Source organism: Pseudomonas sp. S1(2024) (assembly GCF_046557535.1).
Genome location: NZ_JBKGFP010000092.1, coordinates 1 through 19,649 on the forward strand (window position 1 = coordinate 1; position 19,649 = coordinate 19,649).

The 19,649-nt window shown below is 61.7% G+C and carries 22 protein-coding genes; 7 read left to right on the top strand and 15 right to left on the bottom strand.

Annotated elements, in window-relative coordinates; all coding sequences use genetic code 11:
• Nucleotides 1-111 precede the first annotated feature (111 nt).
• Nucleotides 112-1,611, bottom strand: coding sequence for a glycerol kinase GlpK (gene glpK / locus ACLCGK_RS25360; protein WP_247846489.1), 1,500 nt, complete (start codon nucleotides 1,609-1,611; stop codon nucleotides 112-114).
• Nucleotides 1,612-1,662: 51 nt separating this feature from the next.
• Nucleotides 1,663-2,514, bottom strand: coding sequence for an MIP/aquaporin family protein (locus ACLCGK_RS25365; protein WP_015271568.1), 852 nt, complete (start codon nucleotides 2,512-2,514; stop codon nucleotides 1,663-1,665).
• Between the two features lie 301 nt (nucleotides 2,515-2,815).
• On the opposite strand from ACLCGK_RS25365, the gene ybaK reads away from it, so the two are divergent.
• Nucleotides 2,816-3,286 carry a Cys-tRNA(Pro) deacylase gene (gene ybaK, locus ACLCGK_RS25370; protein WP_410953216.1) on the top strand — a complete coding sequence of 157 codons (471 nt, stop codon included), beginning with the start codon at nucleotides 2,816-2,818 and terminating at the stop codon, nucleotides 3,284-3,286.
• A 121-nt stretch (nucleotides 3,287-3,407) separates the two neighbouring features.
• Here ybaK and ACLCGK_RS25375 read toward each other — a convergent pair whose 3' ends face one another.
• Together ACLCGK_RS25375 and argF are read right to left on the bottom strand one after the other, a co-directional pair.
• A complete protein-coding gene (locus ACLCGK_RS25375; protein WP_015271566.1) occupies nucleotides 3,408-4,517 on the bottom strand; it encodes an ABC transporter ATP-binding protein in 1,110 nt (369 codons plus the stop codon).
• Nucleotides 4,514-5,434: an ornithine carbamoyltransferase gene (argF, locus tag ACLCGK_RS25380; RefSeq protein WP_015271565.1), complete on the bottom strand. Its 921-nt coding sequence runs from the start codon at nucleotides 5,432-5,434 to the stop codon at nucleotides 4,514-4,516. The genes ACLCGK_RS25375 and argF overlap by 4 nt, the downstream gene beginning before the upstream one ends.
• Nucleotides 5,435-5,831: 397 nt before the next feature.
• Between argF and ACLCGK_RS25385 the strand changes: the two genes are divergently transcribed.
• Nucleotides 5,832-7,940: a molybdopterin oxidoreductase family protein gene (locus tag ACLCGK_RS25385; RefSeq protein WP_410953217.1), complete on the top strand. Its 2,109-nt coding sequence runs from the start codon at nucleotides 5,832-5,834 to the stop codon at nucleotides 7,938-7,940.
• 91 nt (nucleotides 7,941-8,031) lie between these two features.
• Nucleotides 8,032-8,367, top strand: coding sequence for a Grx4 family monothiol glutaredoxin (grxD, locus tag ACLCGK_RS25390; protein WP_003254949.1), 336 nt, complete (start codon nucleotides 8,032-8,034; stop codon nucleotides 8,365-8,367).
• Nucleotides 8,368-8,424: 57 nt separating this feature from the next.
• On the opposite strand, the gene bfr is transcribed toward grxD, so the two are convergent.
• Both bfr and ACLCGK_RS25400 read right to left on the bottom strand, forming a co-directional pair.
• Nucleotides 8,425-8,898, bottom strand: a complete 474-nt coding sequence (gene bfr / locus ACLCGK_RS25395; protein WP_003258014.1) for a bacterioferritin — start codon at nucleotides 8,896-8,898, stop codon at nucleotides 8,425-8,427.
• A 201-nt stretch (nucleotides 8,899-9,099) separates the two neighbouring features.
• On the bottom strand, nucleotides 9,100-9,318 hold the full coding sequence (locus ACLCGK_RS25400) for a bacterioferritin-associated ferredoxin (RefSeq protein ID WP_003254947.1): 219 nt from the start codon (nucleotides 9,316-9,318) through the stop codon (nucleotides 9,100-9,102).
• Between the two features lie 224 nt (nucleotides 9,319-9,542).
• On the opposite strand from ACLCGK_RS25400, the gene ACLCGK_RS25405 reads away from it, so the two are divergent.
• Entirely contained in the window at nucleotides 9,543-10,145 is a 603-nt protein-coding gene (locus tag ACLCGK_RS25405; RefSeq protein WP_003254945.1) for a peroxiredoxin, read from the top strand.
• 159 nt (nucleotides 10,146-10,304) lie between these two features.
• Here the strand turns inward: ACLCGK_RS25405 and rnt are convergent, their stop codons facing one another.
• Together rnt and pyrC are read right to left on the bottom strand one after the other, a co-directional pair.
• Nucleotides 10,305-10,916, bottom strand: coding sequence for a ribonuclease T (gene rnt, locus ACLCGK_RS25410; RefSeq protein ID WP_230388460.1), 612 nt, complete (start codon nucleotides 10,914-10,916; stop codon nucleotides 10,305-10,307).
• A gap of 59 nt (nucleotides 10,917-10,975) precedes the next feature.
• The gene (gene pyrC, locus ACLCGK_RS25415; RefSeq protein WP_015271562.1) at nucleotides 10,976-12,022 is read right to left on the bottom strand and encodes a dihydroorotase; all 1,047 of its coding nucleotides are present in this window, start codon (nucleotides 12,020-12,022) and stop codon (nucleotides 10,976-10,978) included.
• A gap of 130 nt (nucleotides 12,023-12,152) precedes the next feature.
• Here pyrC and ACLCGK_RS25420 point away from each other — a divergent pair, with 130 nt between their 5' ends.
• Both ACLCGK_RS25420 and ACLCGK_RS25425 read left to right on the top strand, forming a co-directional pair.
• The gene (locus ACLCGK_RS25420) at nucleotides 12,153-13,070 is read left to right on the top strand and encodes a flagellar protein MotY (protein ID WP_410953218.1); all 918 of its coding nucleotides are present in this window, start codon (nucleotides 12,153-12,155) and stop codon (nucleotides 13,068-13,070) included.
• A 156-nt stretch (nucleotides 13,071-13,226) separates the two neighbouring features.
• Nucleotides 13,227-14,444, top strand: coding sequence for an argininosuccinate synthase (locus tag ACLCGK_RS25425; protein ID WP_013973956.1), 1,218 nt, complete (start codon nucleotides 13,227-13,229; stop codon nucleotides 14,442-14,444).
• Between the two features lie 57 nt (nucleotides 14,445-14,501).
• Here the strand turns inward: ACLCGK_RS25425 and ACLCGK_RS25430 are convergent, their stop codons facing one another.
• A complete protein-coding gene (locus ACLCGK_RS25430) occupies nucleotides 14,502-14,984 on the bottom strand; it encodes a hypothetical protein (RefSeq protein WP_013973955.1) in 483 nt (160 codons plus the stop codon).
• A 364-nt stretch (nucleotides 14,985-15,348) separates the two neighbouring features.
• Here ACLCGK_RS25430 and ACLCGK_RS25435 point away from each other — a divergent pair, with 364 nt between their 5' ends.
• Entirely contained in the window at nucleotides 15,349-15,969 is a 621-nt protein-coding gene (locus ACLCGK_RS25435) for a response regulator transcription factor (RefSeq protein WP_015271559.1), read from the top strand.
• Between the two features lie 43 nt (nucleotides 15,970-16,012).
• Here ACLCGK_RS25435 and ACLCGK_RS25440 read toward each other — a convergent pair whose 3' ends face one another.
• The 6 genes from ACLCGK_RS25440 to ACLCGK_RS25465 all read right to left on the bottom strand — a co-directional run bounded on the left by ACLCGK_RS25440 (nucleotide 16,013) and on the right by ACLCGK_RS25465 (nucleotide 19,572).
• Entirely contained in the window at nucleotides 16,013-16,189 is a 177-nt protein-coding gene (locus tag ACLCGK_RS25440) for a PA3496 family putative envelope integrity protein (RefSeq protein WP_003258006.1), read from the bottom strand.
• Nucleotides 16,190-16,293: 104 nt separating this feature from the next.
• Nucleotides 16,294-16,932, bottom strand: coding sequence for an endonuclease III (gene nth / locus ACLCGK_RS25445; RefSeq protein ID WP_013973953.1), 639 nt, complete (start codon nucleotides 16,930-16,932; stop codon nucleotides 16,294-16,296).
• 4 nt (nucleotides 16,933-16,936) lie between these two features.
• Complete coding sequence (locus tag ACLCGK_RS25450) at nucleotides 16,937-17,461, bottom strand: NADH:quinone oxidoreductase (RefSeq protein WP_410953219.1); 525 nt, start codon at nucleotides 17,459-17,461, stop codon at nucleotides 16,937-16,939.
• Complete coding sequence (locus ACLCGK_RS25455) at nucleotides 17,454-18,056, bottom strand: RnfABCDGE type electron transport complex subunit G (RefSeq protein ID WP_309669687.1); 603 nt, start codon at nucleotides 18,054-18,056, stop codon at nucleotides 17,454-17,456. The genes ACLCGK_RS25450 and ACLCGK_RS25455 overlap by 8 nt, the downstream gene beginning before the upstream one ends.
• Complete coding sequence (locus ACLCGK_RS25460) at nucleotides 18,053-19,027, bottom strand: RnfABCDGE type electron transport complex subunit D (RefSeq protein WP_013973950.1); 975 nt, start codon at nucleotides 19,025-19,027, stop codon at nucleotides 18,053-18,055. Before ACLCGK_RS25460 ends, ACLCGK_RS25455 begins: the two co-directional genes overlap by 4 nt.
• Nucleotides 19,024-19,572, bottom strand: a complete 549-nt coding sequence (locus ACLCGK_RS25465) for an Rnf-Nqr domain containing protein (protein WP_015271556.1) — start codon at nucleotides 19,570-19,572, stop codon at nucleotides 19,024-19,026. Before ACLCGK_RS25465 ends, ACLCGK_RS25460 begins: the two co-directional genes overlap by 4 nt.
• Between the last annotated feature and the right edge of the window lie 77 nt (nucleotides 19,573-19,649).

Genomic DNA, 19,649 nt, shown 5'->3' on the forward strand with positions numbered 1-19,649 from the left:
TCCCCCCCCCCCCACCCCTCCCCCCCCCCCCCCCCCCCCCCCCCCCCCCCCCCCCCCCCCCCCCCCCCCCCCCCCCGCTCCTACACGTGGTGTAGCGCCTGTCAGGTAGGATCAGGCCTCGTGATCTTCCCAGTCACGGGTACGGTCGACTGCCTTCTTCCAGCCTGCGTACAGCTTCTCTTTCTGCGTTTCATCCAGCTGCGGGCTGAACTCGCGCTCGATGATCGCCTTGTCGCGCAGTTCGTCCAGGCCGCTCCAGAAGCCACAGGCCAGGCCTGCCAGGTAGGCCGCACCCAGCGCGGTGGTTTCGCGCATCTTCGGCCGCTCCACGCAGGTGCCGAGGATGTCGGCCTGGAACTGCATGAGGAAGTTGTTGGCCACCGCACCGCCGTCCACGCGCAATTCGGACAGGCGCTGGCCGCAGTCCTGCTGCATGGCGTCGAGCACGTCGCGGGTCTGGTAGGCTATCGATTCCAGAGCGGCGCGGATGATGTGGTCTACCTTCACGCCACGAGTCAGGCCGAACAGTGCACCACGGGCATACGGGTCCCAGTACGGGGCACCCAGGCCGGTGAAGGCAGGTACCAAGTATACGCCGTTGCTGTCCTTGACCTTGCTGGCGAAGTATTCGGTATCCAGTGCGTCGTTGACGATCTTCAGTTCGTCACGCAGCCACTGCACGGTGGAACCACCATTGAACACCGCGCCCTCCAGCGCGTAGGCCACTTCGCCGTGCGGGCCGCAGGCGATGGTGGTTAGCAGGCCATGGGACGACTTCACCGCCTGGTCACCGGTGTTCATCAGCAGGAAGCAGCCGGTGCCATAGGTGTTCTTGGCCTGGCCCGGTTCCACGCACATCTGGCCGAACAGTGCCGATTGCTGATCACCGGCGATACCGGCAATGGCGATACCGCTCTTGGTATGGCCGTAGACCTCGGAGGAAGGGCGTACCTCGGGCAGCATCTGCCGTGGGATGCCGAGGATTTCCAGGAGCTTGTCGTCCCACTGCAGGCTGTGGATGTTGAACATCAGCGTGCGCGAGGCGTTGGTGTAATCAGTGACATGCACCTTGCCGCCGGAGAACTTCCAGATCAGCCAGGTATCGATGGTGCCGAACAGCAGCTCGCCGCGCTCGGCGCGTTCGCGGGCACCCTCGACATTGTCGAGGATCCACTTCAGCTTGGTGCCGGAGAAGTATGGGTCGGTGACCAGGCCAGTGGTTTCGCGAATGTAGTCTTCATGGCCGTCGCGCTTGAGCTGGGCGCAGATCTCGGTGCTGCGGCGGCACTGCCAGACGATGGCGTTGTACACCGGGCGGCCGGTTTCCTTGTCCCACACCACGGTGGTTTCACGTTGGTTGGTGATACCCAGTGCGGCGACCTGGGCGTGGCTGATGCCCGCCTGAGCCAAGGCCTCGACCATGGTCGCGCTCTGCGTGGCAAAGATTTCCATCGGGTCGTGCTCGACCCAGCCCGCCTGCGGGTAGTGCTGGGCGAACTCGCGCTGGGAGGTCCCCACCACATTGGCGTCGCGGTCGAAAATAATGGCCCGCGAACTGGTGGTGCCCTGGTCCAGGGCGATGATGTAGTTCTTATCCTGGGTGTCTGTCATGGTCGTAGGCCTTGCGAAAATAGGGGGTCAGGGCTGGGCGTGATGCCGGCGTCAGTTGACTTGAGTATCGCCCTGGCGATTGTCATTTGTCTCAGGGTTCACGGCGGCTGCCATTGGCAGGTTGCGTGCGATCAGGCCGCGATAGGTCGCGGCACCCAGGCAGGCGCCAAGGATCGGTGCGAACACCGGAACCAGGAAATAAGGCATGTCCCGACCGCCAGTGAAGGCGATTTCGCCCCAACCGGCCAGGAAGGTCATGAGTTTTGGCCCGAAATCGCGGGCCGGGTTCATGGCAAAGCCGGTCAACGGGCCCATGGCGCTGCCGATCACTGCGATCAGCAGGCCGATCAGCAGCGGGGCCATGGCGCCGCGCGGCAGGCCGTTGTTGTCGTCGGTCAGGGCCATGATCACGGCCATCAGGATGGCGGTGATGATCACCTCGACCAGAAACGCCTGGCCGGTGGACAGCGATGGGTGCGGATAGGTGGAGAAGACCGAGGCCAGTTCCAGGCTGGCTTCGCTACCGCGCAACATGGCGTGGGCCTGTTCGAAATCGAAGAACAGGTTGCTGTACAGGGTGTAGACCAACGCTGCGCCACAGAACGCGCCGCATACCTGGGCCAGCATGTAGAAGGGCAGCTTGCGCTTGTCGAAGCCGGCGAACAGGGTGAGGGCGATGCTCACCGCGGGGTTCAGGTGCGCGCCGGAAATACCGGCGGTGAGGTAGATCGCCATGCTGACGCCCACGCCCCAGATGATACTGATTTCCCAAAGGCCGAAGCTTGCGCCCGCGACCTTGAGCGCGGCGACGCAGCCGGTACCGAAAAAGATGAGCAGTGCAGTGCCCAGGAACTCGGCCAGGCATTGGCTGGAAAGCGTGGGTTGGCGTAGAGCAGTCGTCATGTATGACCTCGTTTTTTTTGTTGTGAGGCGCGTGGCGCTCGACAGCAAAGCCCGGAGTCTATCCCCGTTGACCCGGGCAGATGTTGGAAATGCACCTTAAAAGTGCACCATTTATTCAGAAACGAAAAAATATAGACAAGAAACGCTGATGTCAAAGGTCGAAAGTGAACGGTCGGTCACGATCTGGATGCTGATTTCAGGTGCGGATCCGCGTACTAGAGCCGCGCAATTGCGGTGCGCTGGCTGCGGTGTGGGAATTGTCCTAAAGTAGCCGCCGAGCTGTCCCGACCGGAGCCCCCGCATGACCCCCGCCCTAGACCTGTTGAAGAAATACCGTGCCGAGCATCGTGTGCACAGTTACGAACATGACCCCAAGTCGGCGTCATATGGCCTGGAGGCGGCGGAAAAGCTCGGTCTCGACCCGCAGCAGGTGTTCAAGACCTTGCTGGCGAGCAGTGAGAAGGGTGAATTGCTGGTGGCGGTGGTACCTGTGGTGGGTACGCTCGACCTCAAGGCCCTGGCCCAGGCTGCCGGGGTGAAAAAGTGCGAGATGGCCGACCCGGCGTCGGCGCAGCGAGCCACGGGGTACCTGGTGGGCGGGATCAGCCCGCTGGGGCAGAAGAAGCGCCTGCGCACTTTCATCGATGACTCGGCGCAGAACTTTGCAACCATCCATGTCAGCGCCGGGCGGCGTGGGCTGGAGGTGGAGTTGGCGGCGGTGGTGCTGGCTGAGTACACCCAGGGCAAGTTTGCCGGGATTGGTCGGGGCTGAGATTTCTGGGGCTGCTTTGCAGCCCATCGCGGCACAAGGCCGCTCCTACAGGGGGAATATGTACCCTTGTAGGAGCGGCCTTGTGTCGCGATGGGCCGCAGAGCGGCCCCAAAATTTCGAATCAGGTCGCCGAGCTGTACCGGCGAACGCCGTTGTCCTGCCGCGGCAACTGCGCCGCCACGCTGCCCGGCACCGGGAACAGCACCAGGTGATCGGCCTTGACCGCAATCCCCACATCCTCACCGACCTGACGGTCGTCATGGCTAGGGAAGATCGCCTCGAGCTGGCTGCCGGTCGGCAATTGCAGGCGGTACAGGGTCGATGCCCCAAGGAAGCTCTTGCCGACGATGTTCGCCTGCAGCGCACTGCCCGGTGCGTGGACGATATCGTCAGGGCGCAGCAGCACATCCACCGAGCTGCCCGGCGCCATGATGTAGGCACGGTTGCCGCGTAATTCACCCAGCTCGGTATTGACCGCCTCGTGGCTGATCATCTGCCCACGGATGAAATACCCCTGGCCAATGAAGCTGGCCACGAACGGCGTCTGCGGCTCGTGGTAAAGGTTGTAGGGCGTGTCCCACTGCTCCAGGCGGCCTTCCTTGAACACGCCAACCTGGTCGCTGACGGCAAAGGCTTCTTCCTGGTCATGGGTCACCAGGATGGCGCTGGTGCCGCGGCTCTTGAGAATGTCGCGAACCTCATGGCTCAGGCGCCGGCGCAGCTCTACGTCGAGGTTGGAAAATGGCTCGTCGAGCAGCAGCAGTTGCGGCTCCGGTGCCAGTGCACGGGCCAGGGCGACCCGTTGCTGCTGGCCGCCGGACAGTTCATGCGGGTAGCGCCCGCCCAGACCGCCCAGCTTGACCAGCTCGAGCATCTCTTCGATGACCTCGGCCTGGCGGGGGTGCTTTGCGATGCCGAAGGCAACGTTCTGCGCCACGGTCAGGTGCGGGAACAGCGCGTAATCCTGGAACACCATGCCGATGCGGCGTTTTTCCGGGGCCAGTGTGAAACCGGCCCGGGAAATGACTTCGCCAGCCAACTGGATCTCGCCATCGTGTATCGGTTCGAAACCGGCGATGGCGCGCAGGGTAGTGGTCTTGCCGCAACCGGATGAACCCAGCAGGCAACCGATGTCGCCTGCGTTCAGGTGCAGATTGAGGTTCTGAACGATGCGCTGGTCGCCATAGCCGCAGGCGAGGTTGCGCAGGTTGAGCAGTAGGGGTTGACTCATGCGTGGTGGTAAGCCGGTTCTACAAGGAATTCGAGAAGGGCCTTCTGTGCATGCAGGCGGTTTTCAGCCTGGTCCCAGGCGACCGAACGTGGGTCGTCGAGCAGGTCATGGCTGATTTCCTCACCACGGTGGGCTGGCAGGCAGTGCATGAACAGGGCGTCGGGTGCCGCCAGGTCGAGCAGTTCGCGGGTGACCTGGTAAGGCGCGAAATGCGCCAGGCGCCGTGCAGTTTCCTCCTCCTGGCCCATGGAAGTCCAGACATCCGTGGTTACCAGATGGGCGCCGCGCACGGCTTCCTTCGGGTCACGCACGATCTGCACGTGGTCACCACCAATGGCCATGAAGCGTGGGTCCGGCTCGTAGCCTTCCGGGCAGGCAATGCGTAGCTGGAAGTCGAACTGCCTGGCTGCCTCGATGTACGAGTTGCACATGTTGAAGCCATCGCCGATCCAGGCGACGGTCTTGCCCTGGATCGAGCCGCGATGTTCGAGGAAGGTCTGCATGTCGGCCAGCAGCTGGCACGGGTGCGACTCGTCGGACAGCGCGTTGATCACCGGCACACGCGAGTTGGCGGCGAATTCGGTCAGGGTGCTGTGGGCGTGGGTACGGATCATCACCACGTCGAGCATGCTCGACAGCACGATGGCGCTATCGCTGATCGGCTCGCCACGGCCCAGCTGGGTGTCGCGCGGGGACAGGAAGATGGCCTGGCCGCCGAGCTGGATCATGCCTGCCTCGAATGACACGCGGGTACGGGTCGAGGACTTTTCGAAGATCATGCCCAGCACGCGGTTCTTCAGGGGCTCGAACAGCACGCCTCGCTTGCGCAGGTCCTTCAGCTCGATGCCGCGGCGGATCACACCGAGCAATTCGTCGGTGGTGAAGTCCAGCAGGGAGAGAAAGTGCCTAGCGCTCATGATTGACTACCTTATCTGCAACGGTATGCAGGTCGACCGTATGGTTTTTTTTGACAACGGGAGTGACCTGCGGCGTAAGCCGCACGGGGGCGGACGAAATAGGGAAAGGCGCAATACTATAAGTAAATGTCGCCTGAAGCCAAGAGGGGAAACAGCTGCCCAGTACCAAAGGGTGTTGCAAAGGGTGTCTTTACCCGACGGGCAGTGCTGTTTTTTATTTGCTACAGAGGTTTGTACACGGCTTGCCAGCAATTTGGCAAATGGCTGTCGCAAATCGTGTGCCTGATGTCGGTGGATTCACACCGCGAAGTGCGCTGGCCGGTGGCGGGGGCTGGGCGCATAGTCGATGTTCGACAACCTTCTACACATCCTCCACAACAACAAGGCAGAGGCGGCCATGACCAAGACCCTGCATCACCGTGCCTGTCACCTGTGCGAAGCGATCTGTGGGCTGAACATTGAAGTCAGCCATGACGACGATGGGCGGGCGCTGATCAGTTCGATCAAGGGCGACCCCCAGGACCCGTTCAGCCGCGGCCATGTCTGCCCAAAGGCCGTGGCCCTGCAGGACATCCAGAACGACCCCGACCGCCTGCGCCAACCGCACAAGCGGGTGGGCGAGCACTGGCAGGCCATCGGCTGGGACGAGGCCTTTGCCCTGGCCGCCGACAGGCTATGGGCGATCCAGCAGGCACATGGGCGCAATGCCGTGGCGGTGTACCAAGGCAACCCGAGCGTGCACAACTACGGCCTGATGACCCACAGCAACTACTTCCTGGGCCTGCTGAAAACCCGCAACCGCTTCTCTGCCACCTCGGTGGACCAGTTGCCGCAGCACCTGGTCAGCCACCTGATGTACGGCCATGGCCTGCTGCTGCCGATCCCGGACATCGACCAGACCGGTTTCATGCTGATCCTTGGCGGCAACCCGCTGGCCTCCAACGGCAGTATCATGACCGTGCCGGATGTGGAAAAGCGCCTGAAAGCCCTGCAGGCCCGGGGTGGGCGCCTGGTGGTGGTGGACCCGCGGCGCAGCGAAACGGCGGCGATGGCCGACAGTCACCTGTTCATACGCCCCGGAGGGGATGCCGCCTTGTTGTGTGGCTTGCTCAATACCCTGTTCGCTGAAGGCCTGGCGCGCGGCTCGCACTTGCCGGTCGTCGGCCTGCAGCAGGTGCGCGAAGCGATCGCGCCGTTCAGCGCGGAGGCCATGAGCGCGCACTGTGGCATTGCCGCTACAGACATCCGCCAGCTGGCACGGGACTTCGCCGCGGCCGAAAAGGCGGTGTGCTATGGCCGGATGGGGGTTTCGACCCAGGCCTTCGGCACCCTTTGCCACTGGCTGGTGCAACTGATCAACCTGGTGACCGGTAACCTTGACCGTGAAGGCGGCGCGCTGTGCACCGAGCCTGCCGTCGACTTGGTGGCGACCACCTCCGGTGGCCATTTCAACGCTTGGCAGAGCCGGGTATCGGGCTTGCCCGAATACGGCGGCGAACTGCCCGTGGCGGCCTTGGCCGAGGAAATGCTGACGCCAGGCGAAGGGCAGGTGCGCGCGCTGGTGACGGTGGCTGGCAACCCCGTGCTCTCAACGCCCAATGGCCGCCAGCTGGATGTGGCGCTGGAGGGGTTGGAGTTCATGCTCAGCATTGACCTGTACATCAACGAAACCACCCGCCATGCCGACCTGATCCTGCCCTCCACCTCGGCGCTGGAAAACGACCATTACGACAGCACATTCAACTTGCTGGCCGTGCGCAACGTGACCCGCTTCAACCGGGCGATCCTGGCCAAGCCCGAAGGGGCATTGCATGACTGGGAGATTTTTGTCGGGCTGGCACAAGCGTTCGCCAAACGCGCCGAGCTGGAATTGAAGCCGACCTTGGCACCGGCGCAGATGATCGACCTGGCCCTGCGCAAGGGGCGTTATGGTGAAACGACACCCTGGCAGCTGTCGCTGGCAGCGCTGGACGAGCACCCGCATGGCCTCGACCTGGGGCCATTGCGCGCCAACCTCGCTGCGCGCCTGACGACTGCCAGCAAGGCCGTCGAAGCGGCGCCCCAAGTGCTGCTGGATGACTTGGGGCGACTGGCGCAACAGGCCCCTCCGGTGCCGGGCGAACTGCTGCTGATCGGCCGTCGCCATGTTCGCAGCAACAATTCATGGATGCACAACTTTCATCGACTGGTGAAAGGCAAACCGCGCCATCAGTTGTTGATGCATCCGCAGGACCTGCAGCATCGTCAGTTGCAGGACGGCCAGCGAGTTCGTATCCGCTCGCGTACCGGGGATCTTGAAGTCGAGGTTCAGGCCTGCGAGGACATGATGCCCGGTGTAGTCAGCCTGCCCCATGGCTTCGGTCACTCTCGTCAAGGCGTGCACATGCAGATCGCCAAGGCGCAACCTGGGGTGAGTGCCAACGACCTCACCGATGAGCGCCTGCGTGATCAGGTTTCCGGCAACGCCGCCCTCAATGGCGTACCCGTGCAGGTAGAGGCCGCGTAAGGAATGGTAAGGCCGAGCATGCTGCTCGGCTTTCCGTTACAATGCGTCACCGTGCCGACGACCGCGTCGGAAAGTTCAGCCGAGGTGCTACATGGATATCATCGAAACGATCAAAGAGCAGATTGCCAACAACACCATTCTGCTTTACATGAAAGGCTCGCCGAATGCCCCGCAGTGTGGCTTCTCTGCGCGTGCATCGCAGGCCGTGATGGGTTGTGGCGAGAAGTTCGCCTACGTCGACATCCTGCAGAACCCGGAAATCCGTGCGAACCTGCCAAAATACGCCAACTGGCCGACCTTCCCGCAGCTGTGGGTAGCCGGTGAACTGGTCGGCGGCAGCGACATCATGCTGGAAATGTTCGAGAAGGGTGAGCTGCAGACCCTGATCAAGGAAGCGGCTGCCAAGGCCAAGGCTTCCGAGGCCTGATTTTCCGGCAAGCATGAAAAAACCCGCTGATCGCGGGTTTTTTTATGGAGCGAATATTTATTCTTCGCCCATCTGCGACTGCAGGTAGTTCTCGATACCAATCTTGTCGATCAGCCCCAGCTGGGTTTCCAGCCAGTCGATGTGTTCTTCCTCGGACTCGAGGATATCTTCGAGCATGTCACGCGAGCCAAAGTCGCCAGCGGTTTCGCAATGGGCGATGGCCGCTTTCAGGTCGACCAGGCCTTTCTGTTCGATCTTCAGGTCGCATTCGAGCATCTCTTTGGTGTGCTCGCCAATCAGCAGCTTGCCCAGGTCCTGGACGTTGGGGATGCCTTCGAGGAAGAGAATACGCTTGATCAGTTTGTCAGCGTGCTTCATCTCGTCGATGGATTCCTTGTACTCGTGCTTGCCGAGTTTGTTCAGGCCCCAATCTTCGTACATGCGTGCGTGCAGGAAGTACTGGTTGATCGCGACCAGCTCGTTTCCGAGGATCTTGTTGAGATGCTGGATGACGCTTACGTCGCCTTTCATGTCGGGTTCCTGCCCTGTAGAAGTGTGCCAATACAGTGAAGTTTGAGCCCGATACTTAGGTGTGTCAAACCTAAGTTCTTGAATAATAAGTGAAAATTAATGGAAATAAGAATGTTTGTGAACCGCGTTGGAGCGCTAACTTATTGAATTGCGGGCATAAAAAAACCGGACGCAAGGTCCGGTTCTTCGAATTCTTTGTTTTCAGGCTGCGGTAAATTCCACGGGGTAGGGCAGGGCTGCCTGGCTGACCTGGAGCTCGGTCAGGGTCTCGCGGACCACCTGCTTGGCAACGCAGGCACATTTGCCGCACTGGCTGGCGACGTTGGTGGCGGCTCGCACTTCCTTGTAGCTGCAGCATCCTTCATAGATCGCATCGCGGATCTGTCCGTCGGTAACGCCGACACAAAGACACACATACATAAAGGCTGACCATCGTTGGTGGGCTCGATGGAGTGGAGCTTAATGTTAATGAGAATGCTTGTCAAAGGAGTTTCTGAAAGGGCCGTGCTTGAGCGACCGGCGGTTGCTTCGTCGTTGGAGTCGGCCTGTCACCAGAAGCCGTGTATGATGGACGGCCTTTGTTGGATGTCGGGCAAGCCCGTCTGGCCCGGCAAACGGTTATTCACCCTCATCAGGAGATTACAATGAGCGTACTCGTTGGTAAGAAAGCCCCCGATTTCACCGTTCCGGCCGTGCTGGGCAACGGCGAGATCGTCGACAGCTTCAACCTGGCTTCGGCCATCAAGGGCAAGTACGGCCTGGTGTTCTTCTACCCGCTGGACTTCACCTTCGTCTGCCCGTCCGAGCTGATCGCCCTGGACAACCGCATCCCTGACTTCCAGGCGCGCAACGTGGAAGTGATCGGCGTGTCGATCGACTCGCACTTCACCCACAACGCCTGGCGTAACACCCCGGTCAACAACGGCGGTATCGGCCAGGTCAAATACACCCTGGCTGCCGACATGACCCACGAAATCTGCAAGGCCTACGACGTCGAGTCCGAAGGCGGCGTGGCCTTCCGTGGTGCCTTCCTGATCGACACCAACGGTGTTGTCCGTTCGCAGATCGTCAACGACCTGCCACTGGGCCGCAACATGGACGAGCTGCTGCGTCTGGTCGATGCCCTGCAATTCCACGAAGAGCACGGCGAAGTCTGCCCTGCCAACTGGAAAAAAGGCGACAAAGGCATGAACGCTTCGCCGGAAGGCGTTGCTGCCTACCTGAGCGAGAACGCTGGCAAGCTGTAATTGCCAAGCGCATGAAAAAACCGGCCCTTGTGGCCGGTTTTTTTGTGCCGTCCTGTGCCGGCCTCTTCGCGGGTAAACCCGCTCCCACAGGTACCCCACGGGCCTCAGCCATTGTGCGATCCCTGTGGGAGCGGGCATGCCCGCGAATGCTTTTTCAACTCAATCGTTGAAATCGCGCCAGCCGCCCATCTCTTTCCAGCGGTTGACGATGCCGCAGAACAGCTCGGCCGTCTTCTCGGTGTCATAGCGCGCCGAGTGCGCCTCACGTCCGTCGAAGTCGATGTCGGCGCTCTGGCAGGCCCGCGCCAGTACGGTCTGGCCATAAGCCAGGCCCGCCAGGGTAGCGGTGTCGAAGCTGGAGAACGGGTGGAACGGGTTGCGCTTCAGGTCATTGCGCGTCACCGCCGCATTGAGGAAGCCCAGGTCAAAGCTGCTGTTGTGGCCGACCAGGATCGCCCGCTTGCAACCATTGGCCTTGAGCGCCTTGCGTACGCCACGGAAGATGTCGGTCAGCGCACTTTCTTCGCTGACTGCCATACGCAGCGGGTGGTCCAGCTTGATCCCGGTGAATTCCAGCGCGGCCGCCTCGATGTTGGCGCCCTCGAATGGCTCCACGCGGTGGAAGTAGGTGTGCTCGGGGAACAGGAAGCCCTTTTCGTCCATGCCGATGGTGACTGCGGCAATTTCCAGCAGGGCATCGGTAGCGCTGTTGAAGCCGCCGGTTTCAACGTCTACCACTACCGGCAGATAGCCGCGGAAACGCTCGGCCATCGGATGGCGCGAGCCGCTGCTGCCTTGGGTGTCGAGGTCGTCTTCGTAGAGGTCTTCGCTCACGCGTTTTCCTCCAGCAGGCGCCAGCGCAGTTTTTCGCCGGCGCGCAGCGGGACTACGGTCTGCTCGCCAAACGGCAGGCTATCCGGGGCGGTCCATTCTTCGCGGACCAGGGTAATGGTGTCGGTGTTTGCCGGCAGGCCGTAGAACGCCGGGCCGTGCAGGCTGGCAAAGCCTTCCAGCTTGTCCAGCGCGTTACGCTGCTCGAACGCTTCGGCGTACATCTCGATGGCTGCGTAGGCGGTGTAGCAACCGGCGCAACCGCAGGCGGCTTCCTTGGCGTGTCGGGCGTGTGGGGCCGAGTCGGTACCCAGGAAGAACTTCGGGTTGCCGCTGGTGGCCGCATCCAGCAACGCCACCTGATGGGTGTTGCGCTTGAGGATCGGCAGGCAGTAGAAGTGCGGGCGAATGCCGCCAACCAGCATGTGGTTGCGGTTGTACAGCAGGTGCTGCGCGGTGATGGTCGCGCCGACGTTGGCCGGGGCCTCGGTGACGAACTGCGCGGCATCGCTGGTGGTGATGTGCTCGAACACCACCTTCAGTGTCGGGAAGCGCTCGACCACGCGGCGCATATGCTCGTCGATGAAGCGCTTCTCGCGGTCGAACACGTCGATCTCGCTACGGGTCACTTCGCCATGCACCAGTAGCGGCATGCCAACTTCCGCCAGCGCCTCGATGGCCGGGAAGATGTTGTCGATGCTGGTCACGCCCGAGTCTGAATTGGTGGTGGCGCCAGCAGGGTACAGCTTGGCGGCATACACGAAACCGCTGGCCTTGGCCGCGCGGATGTCCTCGGGGCTGGTGCGGTCGGTGAGGTACAACACCATCAGCGGCTCGAAGCGGCTGCCAGCCGGGCGGGCGGCCAGGATGCGCTCACGGTAGGCGCCGGCCTCTACGGCATTGCGTACCGGCGGAACCAGGTTGGGCATGATGATGGCACGGGCGAAAGTACGCGCCACATCGCCAACGGTGTGGGGCAGGACGGCACCATCGCGCAGATGGATGTGCCAGTCGTCGGGACGCAGGAGGGTCAGGCGATCGGACATTGGGGATTCCAGGCGGGTCGAACTCAAGCCCCAATGCTACCGGAAAACCCTGGGTGGAGCACGGCTATCAAGTTTTCCGCCAGGCGTCCGATAGCCTGCAGGTAAGCCGTCAGAATTTGTGGAGCCGCCCGTGCGCCAGCGTTACCTAGCCCTGTTGACCCTGTTCGCCAGCCTGCCGGCCGGTGCGCTGACCTTCCAGACGCGCATGGAAAACATTGCCTGGAAGGTCGAGGGTGACCAGTTCGAATGCCGGCTGATCCAGCCGATCGACGGTTTCGGCAGTGGCGAGTTCGTGCGCCGCGCGGGCGAGCAGCCGGTGTTCCAGTTGCGCTCGGACAGCAACGTACTGGGGGCGGGCACGGCCACATTGCTGGCAGCTGCTGCGCCGTGGCAGCCTGGGCGCAGCGACATCAATCTGGGCAGCGTGCGCATGGCCCGTACCGGGGTGTTGTTCAGTTCGTCCCAGGGCCAGGCCAGTCGCCTGATCAACGGCCTGCTCGATGGGCGCAGCACGGTGGTACGCAATTATGCCGGCGAGGCGGGCAGGCCGATGGAAGTGCGTGTGCTGCCGGTCAGCTTCGCCAAGGCCTACAACGACTATCAGGCCTGTGCCGGCAAGCTGCTGCCGATGAACTACGATCAGGTGCGTCAGACCCAGGTGGGCTTCCCCGGGGGAGGCTTCGAGCTGGATGGCGCGGCCAAGGCACGGCTGGACGTGATCCTCGACTACATCAAGGCTGACCCGACCGTTAACCATGTAGAGCTCAACGGCCACTCCGACAACAGTGGCAATCGCCTGACCAATCGCGACATGTCGCGCCGCCGGGCACTGGCGGTAGCCGACTACCTCAAGGCCCATGGCGTTCCGGAAGAGCAGATTACCGTGCGTTTCCATGGCGAGCGTTACCCATTGGCCAAGAACAACAGTGCTGCCAACCGGGCGCGTAATCGTCGGGTGAATATCGAACTGGATAGGGTTGCGGTAATCGAGAAGCCGGTTGAGAAGCCTGTCGAAAAGGCCCCTGAGGCAACACCTGCCAAGTCCTGAAGGCTGCTCCCACACGGCATTTCATAATTTCCGACGGTAAGTCGCCCTTCCGAAACTTCTTGTCGCTTTGTCGTCAGAAGCTGTCGCCCCACTGTAAATTTATCCGTAACGTCGTTAGAATCGATCCCTTTCCGTACAACCCCGTGGAGTGATGGCATGGCGGACGTAAAAAAGGTCGTACTGGCGTATTCCGGCGGCCTTGATACTTCGGTGATTCTCAAGTGGCTGCAGGATACCTACAACTGCGAAGTGGTGACCTTCACCGCTGACCTGGGGCAGGGCGAAGAGGTCGAGCCGGCTCGTGCCAAGGCCCAGGCAATGGGCGTTAAAGAGATCTACATCGACGACCTGCGCGAAGAATTCGTGCGTGATTTCGTGTTCCCGATGTTCCGCGCCAACACCGTCTACGAGGGCGAGTACCTGCTGGGTACTTCCATCGCCCGTCCGCTGATCGCCAAGCGCCTGATCGAAATTGCCAACGAAACCGGCGCCGACGCCATTTCCCACGGCGCCACCGGCAAAGGCAACGACCAGGTGCGTTTCGAATTGGGTGCCTACGCGCTGAAGCCAGGCGTCAAGGTAATCGCCCCATGGCGTGAGTGGGACCTGCTGTCCCGCGAGAAGCTGATGGACTACGCCGAGAAGCACGGCATCCCGATCGAGCGCCACGGCAAGAAGAAGTCGCCGTACTCGATGGACGCCAACCTGCTGCACATCTCCTACGAAGGCGGTGTCCTGGAAGATACCTGGACCGAGCACGAAGAAGACATGTGGCGCTGGAGTGTCTCGCCTGAGAACGCCCCGGATCAGGCTACCTACATCGAGCTGACCTACCGCAACGGTGACATCGTTGCCATCGACGGTGTCGAGAAGACTCCGGCCACCGTCCTGGCCGACCTGAACCGTATCGGTGGTGCCAATGGCATCGGCCGTCTGGATATCGTCGAGAACCGTTACGTCGGCATGAAGTCGCGCGGTTGCTACGAGACCCCTGGTGGCACCATCATGCTCAAGGCCCACCGTGCCATCGAGTCGATCACCCTGGACCGCGAAGTCGCTCACCTGAAGGATGAGCTGATGCCGAAGTACGCCAGCCTGATCTACACCGGCTACTGGTGGAGCCCGGAGCGTCTGATGCTGCAACAGATGATCGACGCTTCGCAGGTCAACGTGAACGGCGTGGTACGCCTGAAGCTGTACAAGGGCAACGTCACCGTTGTCGGCCGCAAGTCGGACGACTCGCTGTTCGACGCCAACATCGCTACCTTCGAGGAAGATGGCGGCGCCTACAACCAGGCGGATGCAGCTGGCTTCATCAAGCTCAACGCCCTGCGTATGCGCATTGCTGCCAACAAGGGCCGCTCGCTGCTCTGATTGCCGTCATGTGCAGCAAGAACCCCGGCTCAGGCCGGGGTTTTTTTTTCTGTGGAATCAGTGGCCGTCGTTTGCCACCTGTTCATCAAGCGCGCTGATCGATAGTTGCGCGCACTGGCGTCTGTCCAGGTTGCAAAAGCGCCAGGTGCGAGATTGCTGAGGCGGTTGGGCGAGGGCGGACAGCAATTGCTGCTCCATCATGCGATAGGCATCGGGGCCGGAAAACATGAACGTGACAGGCTCGCCCTGCAGCGCTTCGCCGGTACTACCGGGAATTGCATGCTTTGCCACATCACTCGGTGTCGATGTGTTGTCGTTTGGCGTCCTGTTTGGCGACGGGTCGTAGAACGACTTGTAATTGAAGTTTAGCGTGAGGAAGAACAGTGCCGTCAGGAAGAATGGGAAGCCCACCAGGAACCAAGTATAGAGCTTTTGACTGGACTCGCTGAGAAACGGCAATGTGGCAAGGGCGGAGGCTTCGATAATCCCTGCGAAGATGGCAATGATCGTCAGCGGGGCGACAGGTTGTACTTGGTGCATATGGGTCGTCTCCAGCGATTTTGCACATCTTTGCCTTACGGCGCTGCTCAACTAAAGACTGGATTGTTTCCCGGGTGAGAATAATCGCTCGAAATCCTGGTGGCGTTGCCTGTTCAGGCATTTGAATTGAATATTTCCCGAGGTATCGGCCGGTTTTCAACTGGTGCACTTTTACAGGCCGGTGATACCGTTCATTCGGTAACAGGGAATTTGATTGTTACAAGTACATCAGTTGAGTGTAGGAAATTTCTGTAAGTGTTGTAGGTTCCATCTGTTCATATATTTCGCCGGTAAATCACCGCGCCAGCAGGCGCTCTGTAGGTTATCTTGGCGGGCCAAAGCAAAAGCAATGAATGGATATCGCATGAATAAAGTGCTTATCGTGGATGATCATCCGGTCATACGCCTGGCCGTACGCATGCTGATGGAGCGGCATGGGTATGACGTCGTGGCGGAAACCGACAACGGAGTGGCTGCGCTGCAACTGACACGGCAACACCTGCCGGATATCGTGGTGCTCGATATCGGCATCCCCAAGCTGGATGGCCTGGAAGTAATCACCCGCATGACGGCCTTCAGTCCGGGCAGCAAGGTGCTGGTGCTGACATCGCAGGCCCCCGGCAACTTCTCGATGCGCTGCATGCAGGCGGGGGCGGCGGGGTATGTGTGCAAGCAGCAGGAACTCACCGAACTGCTGAGCGCCATCAAGGCCGTACTGTCGGGCTACAGCTACTTCCCCAACCAGGCCCTGCATGTATCACGTGGAAGGGGGGGGAGCGAGACGGACATGGTCAACCGCCTCTCGGCACGGGAGATGACCGTGTTGCAGCAGCTGGCGCGAGGGCGTTCCAACAAGGAAATTGCCGACAGCATGTTCCTCAGCAACAAGACGGTCAGTACCTACAAGTCGCGCCTGTTGCTCAAGCTCAATGCACGGTCGCTGGTCGACTTGATCGAGCTGGCGCAACGGCAAGGGTTGAGCTGATCGCCAAGGCCGTAAAGCCTCCAGCCAGGAGGCTTTGCCAAGGTTACAGATCGTAGTCGAAGTCGGCCAACTGCTTCTGCAGGCGCCTTTCCTCCAGCATATTGTCGATGGTGCGGCGCTTGCTCAGGTTGGTCTTTGCGGTTTCCACCTGGGGTTCCGCTTCGTCATCTGCGGCAACAAAATCATCTTCGATCGACAGGTCGTCTTTATCGCTACTCATGAGTCGCTCCAAGCCAAGGGGCCATTGGCCGTCCTTATAACCAGAAAGCAGACGCTGGTAAAAAAGATTTTTTCAATCGCAGTGTGTGGTTTCGAGCTATCGACTCAATCGTCGGAGGTCTTGTGCTTGTACTCGCACAAGTCTTCAATCCGGCAACTGCCGCAGCGTGGCTTGCGTGCCTGGCACACATAGCGCCCGTGCAGGATCAGCCAGTGGTGGGCGTCGAGCAGGTAATCCTTTGGCACGAACTTGATCAGCTTTTTCTCCACTTCCAGCACCGTCTTGCCTGGCGCAATGCCCGTACGGTTGCTGACCCGGAAGATATGGGTATCCACCGCCATGGTCGGCTGGCGGAACGCTGTGTTGAGCACTACGTTGGCGGTCTTGCGGCCAACGCCGGGTAGCGCCTCCAGGGCTTCGCGAGTCTGCGGGACCTGGCTGTCATGGCGTTCGATCAGCAGCCGGCAGGCTTCGATAACGTTCTTCGCCTTGCTGTTGTACAAGCCAATGGTCTTGATGTACTCACTCAGGCCTTCGACGCCCAGCGCATAGATGGCCTCGGGGGTGTTGGCGACCGGGAACAGGCGTGCGGTGGCCTTGTTGACGCCGACATCGGTGGATTGCGCAGACAGTGTCACGGCGACCAGCAACTCGAACGGGGTGGTGTACGCCAGTTCGGTCTTCGGGTCGGGGTTGTCTTCGTGCAGCCTGCGAAAGATCTCCAGGCGTTTGGCGGCATTCATGAAATCAGAGCTTTCCTTGATGACGTGATTGGGCAGGGCCCGGACGCAGGCGATTGTACAAGGCCAACAGCAGTCCGAGCAGTAGCAAGGCGCCCGGGGCCAGGCTGGCCAGGTGCAGGCCGATACCGTCGGCCAGCCATTGGCGGCTGGCACCAAGCAGCAGGCATGTGGCAAGCAGCGCGCAAAGGTGGCCGGCGAGCAGGCGCCAGCGCCCTTGATCGGGTAGCAGGTAGTCAATGGCCAGGCATTGCAGGCACAGCAGTGCGGGATAGTGGCCGAGGGAGAGTGCCAGTGGCAGCAGCCAGGCACGCAGTGCCAGTTGCAAGCAACTGGCCAGGGCCGCCAGAACCAGCAGGCTGGCCAGTACATAGGTCCAGGTGGCGGACCGTCGGCGCAGGGGTGCCATTGATAGCTGGTGAAGGCTGCTCAGCAGCACTGCGCACACGCCTATGGTGGCGCCTTCGCTCAGTGTTCGGGTGGCGCCCAGCAGAGGCACCAGGCTTGCGCCGAGCAGGTAGAGCCTATTCATGCGTGGCGCCCTCCAGCAATACGCTGCGCTGCTCATCGAAGTAGCTCAGCGCTTCCTGTAGCGCGACGATCACTGCACGTGAGGTCACGGTTGCGCCGGCCAACTGGTCAAAGTCGCCCTGGTCGCGCTTCACTGCCCAGTGGTCGCCCAGCTGACGGTTGGCAAATTGCCCCAGCCAGTTCAGCTGCGCATCACCCAGGCGTGCACCCAGCCCAGGGCTTTCCTGTTGCTCGACCACCTGGCTGCCGATCAGTCGGCCGTCCGCTGCGATGGCCACGCTCAGCACGATAGGCCCGGCATAGCCCTGGGCCTTTGTGACCAGTATGACGGCGGCCGGTTTACCCGCCAGCGTTGCCCGGTAAGCTGCCAGGATGCGGCTGTTTGGCCGCTGTGCGGCGGGCCTAGGCAACGGGCTGTCCAAAGGTTGGTTGTCGTAACTGCCTTCTGGCAACACCGCCAGCCGCTGGCGGCTATTCAGTTGCTTCTCGGCGTCGGCGATGGCTGCGCTGGTCCAGTGCCGCCAGGCCAAAGTGGTCGACAGCGCCAGTGCTCCGGTCAGGAGCAACAAACCCACATCACGTACCAGGCGCTTCATCGGGCAACCTGCTGGCGCTGCAGAGCCAGGCGTTCGAGGCTCGGCGCCATGAGGTTCATGAGCAGGACGGCGAACGCTGTACCGTCCGGGTAGCTACCCCAGGTGCGGATCAGATAGATCAGCAGGCCCGCCCCCAGGCCGAAACCCAGCTTCGCCCACTCCTGCCGGGGCCCGGACACCGGTTCGGTGGCAATGAAGAACGCCGCCATCATGGTCGAGCCGGAGAACAGGTGCACCAGGGGGGAGCCGTTGGAGTCCGAGCCCGAGCCATTCCAGCCCAGCAGGCTGAACAGGAACAACCCAGCCAGCAGACCGGCCGGCGCATGCCAACTGATAACCTTGCGTTGCAGCAGGAACAGGCCGCCCAGCAGGAACGCCAGGTTGACCCATTCGCTGCCCCGTCCACCGATGCTGCCGAAGCCCGGGTGACCGGCGAACAGTTCATCGATGGTCAGGCTGTGGTTGTGGCGAAGGCCGTCGAGCAGCGTCGGCCTGGCCCAGGCATCGATCTGCTCGCCGCCGGCGAACACCAGCTGCAGGCTGTCGAGCAGGCCTGGTGCCGGCCCCGGCCAATGGTTCATCTGCAACGGGAAGCTCAGCAGCACGAAGGCGTAGCCGACCATGGCCGGGTTGAACAGGTTGCGCCCAACCCCGCCAAAGGCCTGCTTGCCGATGCCGATGGCAACGCTGGTAGCGACCACCGGCAACCACCAGGGTGCCAAGGTGGGCAGGGCGGCGGCCAGCAGCACGGCGGTCACCAGCGCGCTGCCGTCGTTCAGCGCCGTGCGCAGCGGTTGTGCTCGCAAGGTAAGCAACAGCGCCTCGCACAGCAGCGCGGTGCTGGCGCACAGCAACAGGTTCAGTAGCAAACTCCAGCCATGCAGCCAGAACAGCGCCAGCAGGCCAGGTACGCAGGCCAGCAACACCAGGCCCATGCTGGTGCGTAGCCGCGGGTCGGGCTTGGCGGTCATTGGGCGAACAGCCCGTTGAAGCCGGAAAACGCCATGGCCATTACTCCGGCCCCAAGCAGTTCGATGGGCAGGCCGCGCATTGCCCCGGGGACGTCGGCATGAGCGCTGCGCTGGCGCAGGTCGGCGAACAGCACCAACGCCAGCCAGAAGCCGCCGCCGGCCAGCAGGCCTTGCAGCAAGGTAGCGAGCCATGTGCTTTCGTCGCTTGCCTGTTGCAGGGTCAAGCCCAGTACTACCGCGTTGCTCAACAGCAGCGCGGGCAGTTGCGTCACCGGCCAGCTCGGGCGCCATCTTGTCAGTAGCCATGGTACGCCCCAGGCAAGCACGGCCAGCCAGGGCAACAACAGGAACAGGGCAAGGTCCTGGGCTTGCAGTGGGGCAAGCACCCCGCGCACCAGTAGTTGTGCGCCGATCACGCCCAAGGCAATGCACAGTGCGCAGGCGAGGCCGTGCACGTGGAGGTGCAGCCTTGGGAATGGCTGTTGTTGCAGGCACAGGTGATTGACCAGCGCAGCGCTGATCAGTACCAGGATGTAGTCGCTCATGAGATGACGATAGCCGGGAATCGGGGCGATTGTCCGGGTTTGGCATCAAGGTGCCGGAGTCATTGTGAGAGCGGGCG

Bases quoted from the DNA above. Each gene is read 5' to 3' on its own strand.
- ACLCGK_RS25365 (WP_015271568.1), bottom strand. From the start codon at position 2,514: ATGACGACTGCTCTACGCCAACCCACGCTTTCCAGCCAATGCCTGGCC.
- grxD (WP_003254949.1), top strand. From the start codon at position 8,032: ATGGATATCATCGAAACGATCAAAGAGCAGATTGCCAACAACACCATT.
- ACLCGK_RS25460 (WP_013973950.1), bottom strand. From the start codon at position 19,027: ATGACCGCCAAGCCCGACCCGCGGCTACGCACCAGCATGGGCCTGGTG.
- ACLCGK_RS25430 (WP_013973955.1), bottom strand. From the start codon at position 14,984: ATGCACCAAGTACAACCTGTCGCCCCGCTGACGATCATTGCCATCTTC.
- ACLCGK_RS25400 (WP_003254947.1), bottom strand. From the start codon at position 9,318: ATGTATGTGTGTCTTTGTGTCGGCGTTACCGACGGACAGATCCGCGAT.
- pyrC (WP_015271562.1), bottom strand. From the start codon at position 12,022: ATGTCCGATCGCCTGACCCTCCTGCGTCCCGACGACTGGCACATCCAT.
- nth (WP_013973953.1), bottom strand. From the start codon at position 16,932: ATGAATGCCGCCAAACGCCTGGAGATCTTTCGCAGGCTGCACGAAGAC.
- ACLCGK_RS25465 (WP_015271556.1), bottom strand. From the start codon at position 19,572: ATGAGCGACTACATCCTGGTACTGATCAGCGCTGCGCTGGTCAATCAC.
- ACLCGK_RS25435 (WP_015271559.1), top strand. From the start codon at position 15,349: ATGAATAAAGTGCTTATCGTGGATGATCATCCGGTCATACGCCTGGCC.
- ACLCGK_RS25450 (WP_410953219.1), bottom strand. From the start codon at position 17,461: ATGAATAGGCTCTACCTGCTCGGCGCAAGCCTGGTGCCTCTGCTGGGC.
- ACLCGK_RS25440 (WP_003258006.1), bottom strand. From the start codon at position 16,189: ATGAGTAGCGATAAAGACGACCTGTCGATCGAAGATGATTTTGTTGCC.
- ACLCGK_RS25455 (WP_309669687.1), bottom strand. From the start codon at position 18,056: ATGAAGCGCCTGGTACGTGATGTGGGTTTGTTGCTCCTGACCGGAGCA.
- argF (WP_015271565.1), bottom strand. From the start codon at position 5,434: ATGAGCGCTAGGCACTTTCTCTCCCTGCTGGACTTCACCACCGACGAA.
- ACLCGK_RS25385 (WP_410953217.1), top strand. From the start codon at position 5,832: ATGACCAAGACCCTGCATCACCGTGCCTGTCACCTGTGCGAAGCGATC.
- rnt (WP_230388460.1), bottom strand. From the start codon at position 10,916: ATGGCCGAGCGTTTCCGCGGCTATCTGCCGGTAGTGGTAGACGTTGAA.
- ybaK (WP_410953216.1), top strand. From the start codon at position 2,816: ATGACCCCCGCCCTAGACCTGTTGAAGAAATACCGTGCCGAGCATCGT.
- ACLCGK_RS25405 (WP_003254945.1), top strand. From the start codon at position 9,543: ATGAGCGTACTCGTTGGTAAGAAAGCCCCCGATTTCACCGTTCCGGCC.
- glpK (WP_247846489.1), bottom strand. From the start codon at position 1,611: ATGACAGACACCCAGGATAAGAACTACATCATCGCCCTGGACCAGGGC.
- bfr (WP_003258014.1), bottom strand. From the start codon at position 8,898: ATGAAAGGCGACGTAAGCGTCATCCAGCATCTCAACAAGATCCTCGGA.
- ACLCGK_RS25375 (WP_015271566.1), bottom strand. From the start codon at position 4,517: ATGAGTCAACCCCTACTGCTCAACCTGCGCAACCTCGCCTGCGGCTAT.
- ACLCGK_RS25425 (WP_013973956.1), top strand. From the start codon at position 13,227: ATGGCGGACGTAAAAAAGGTCGTACTGGCGTATTCCGGCGGCCTTGAT.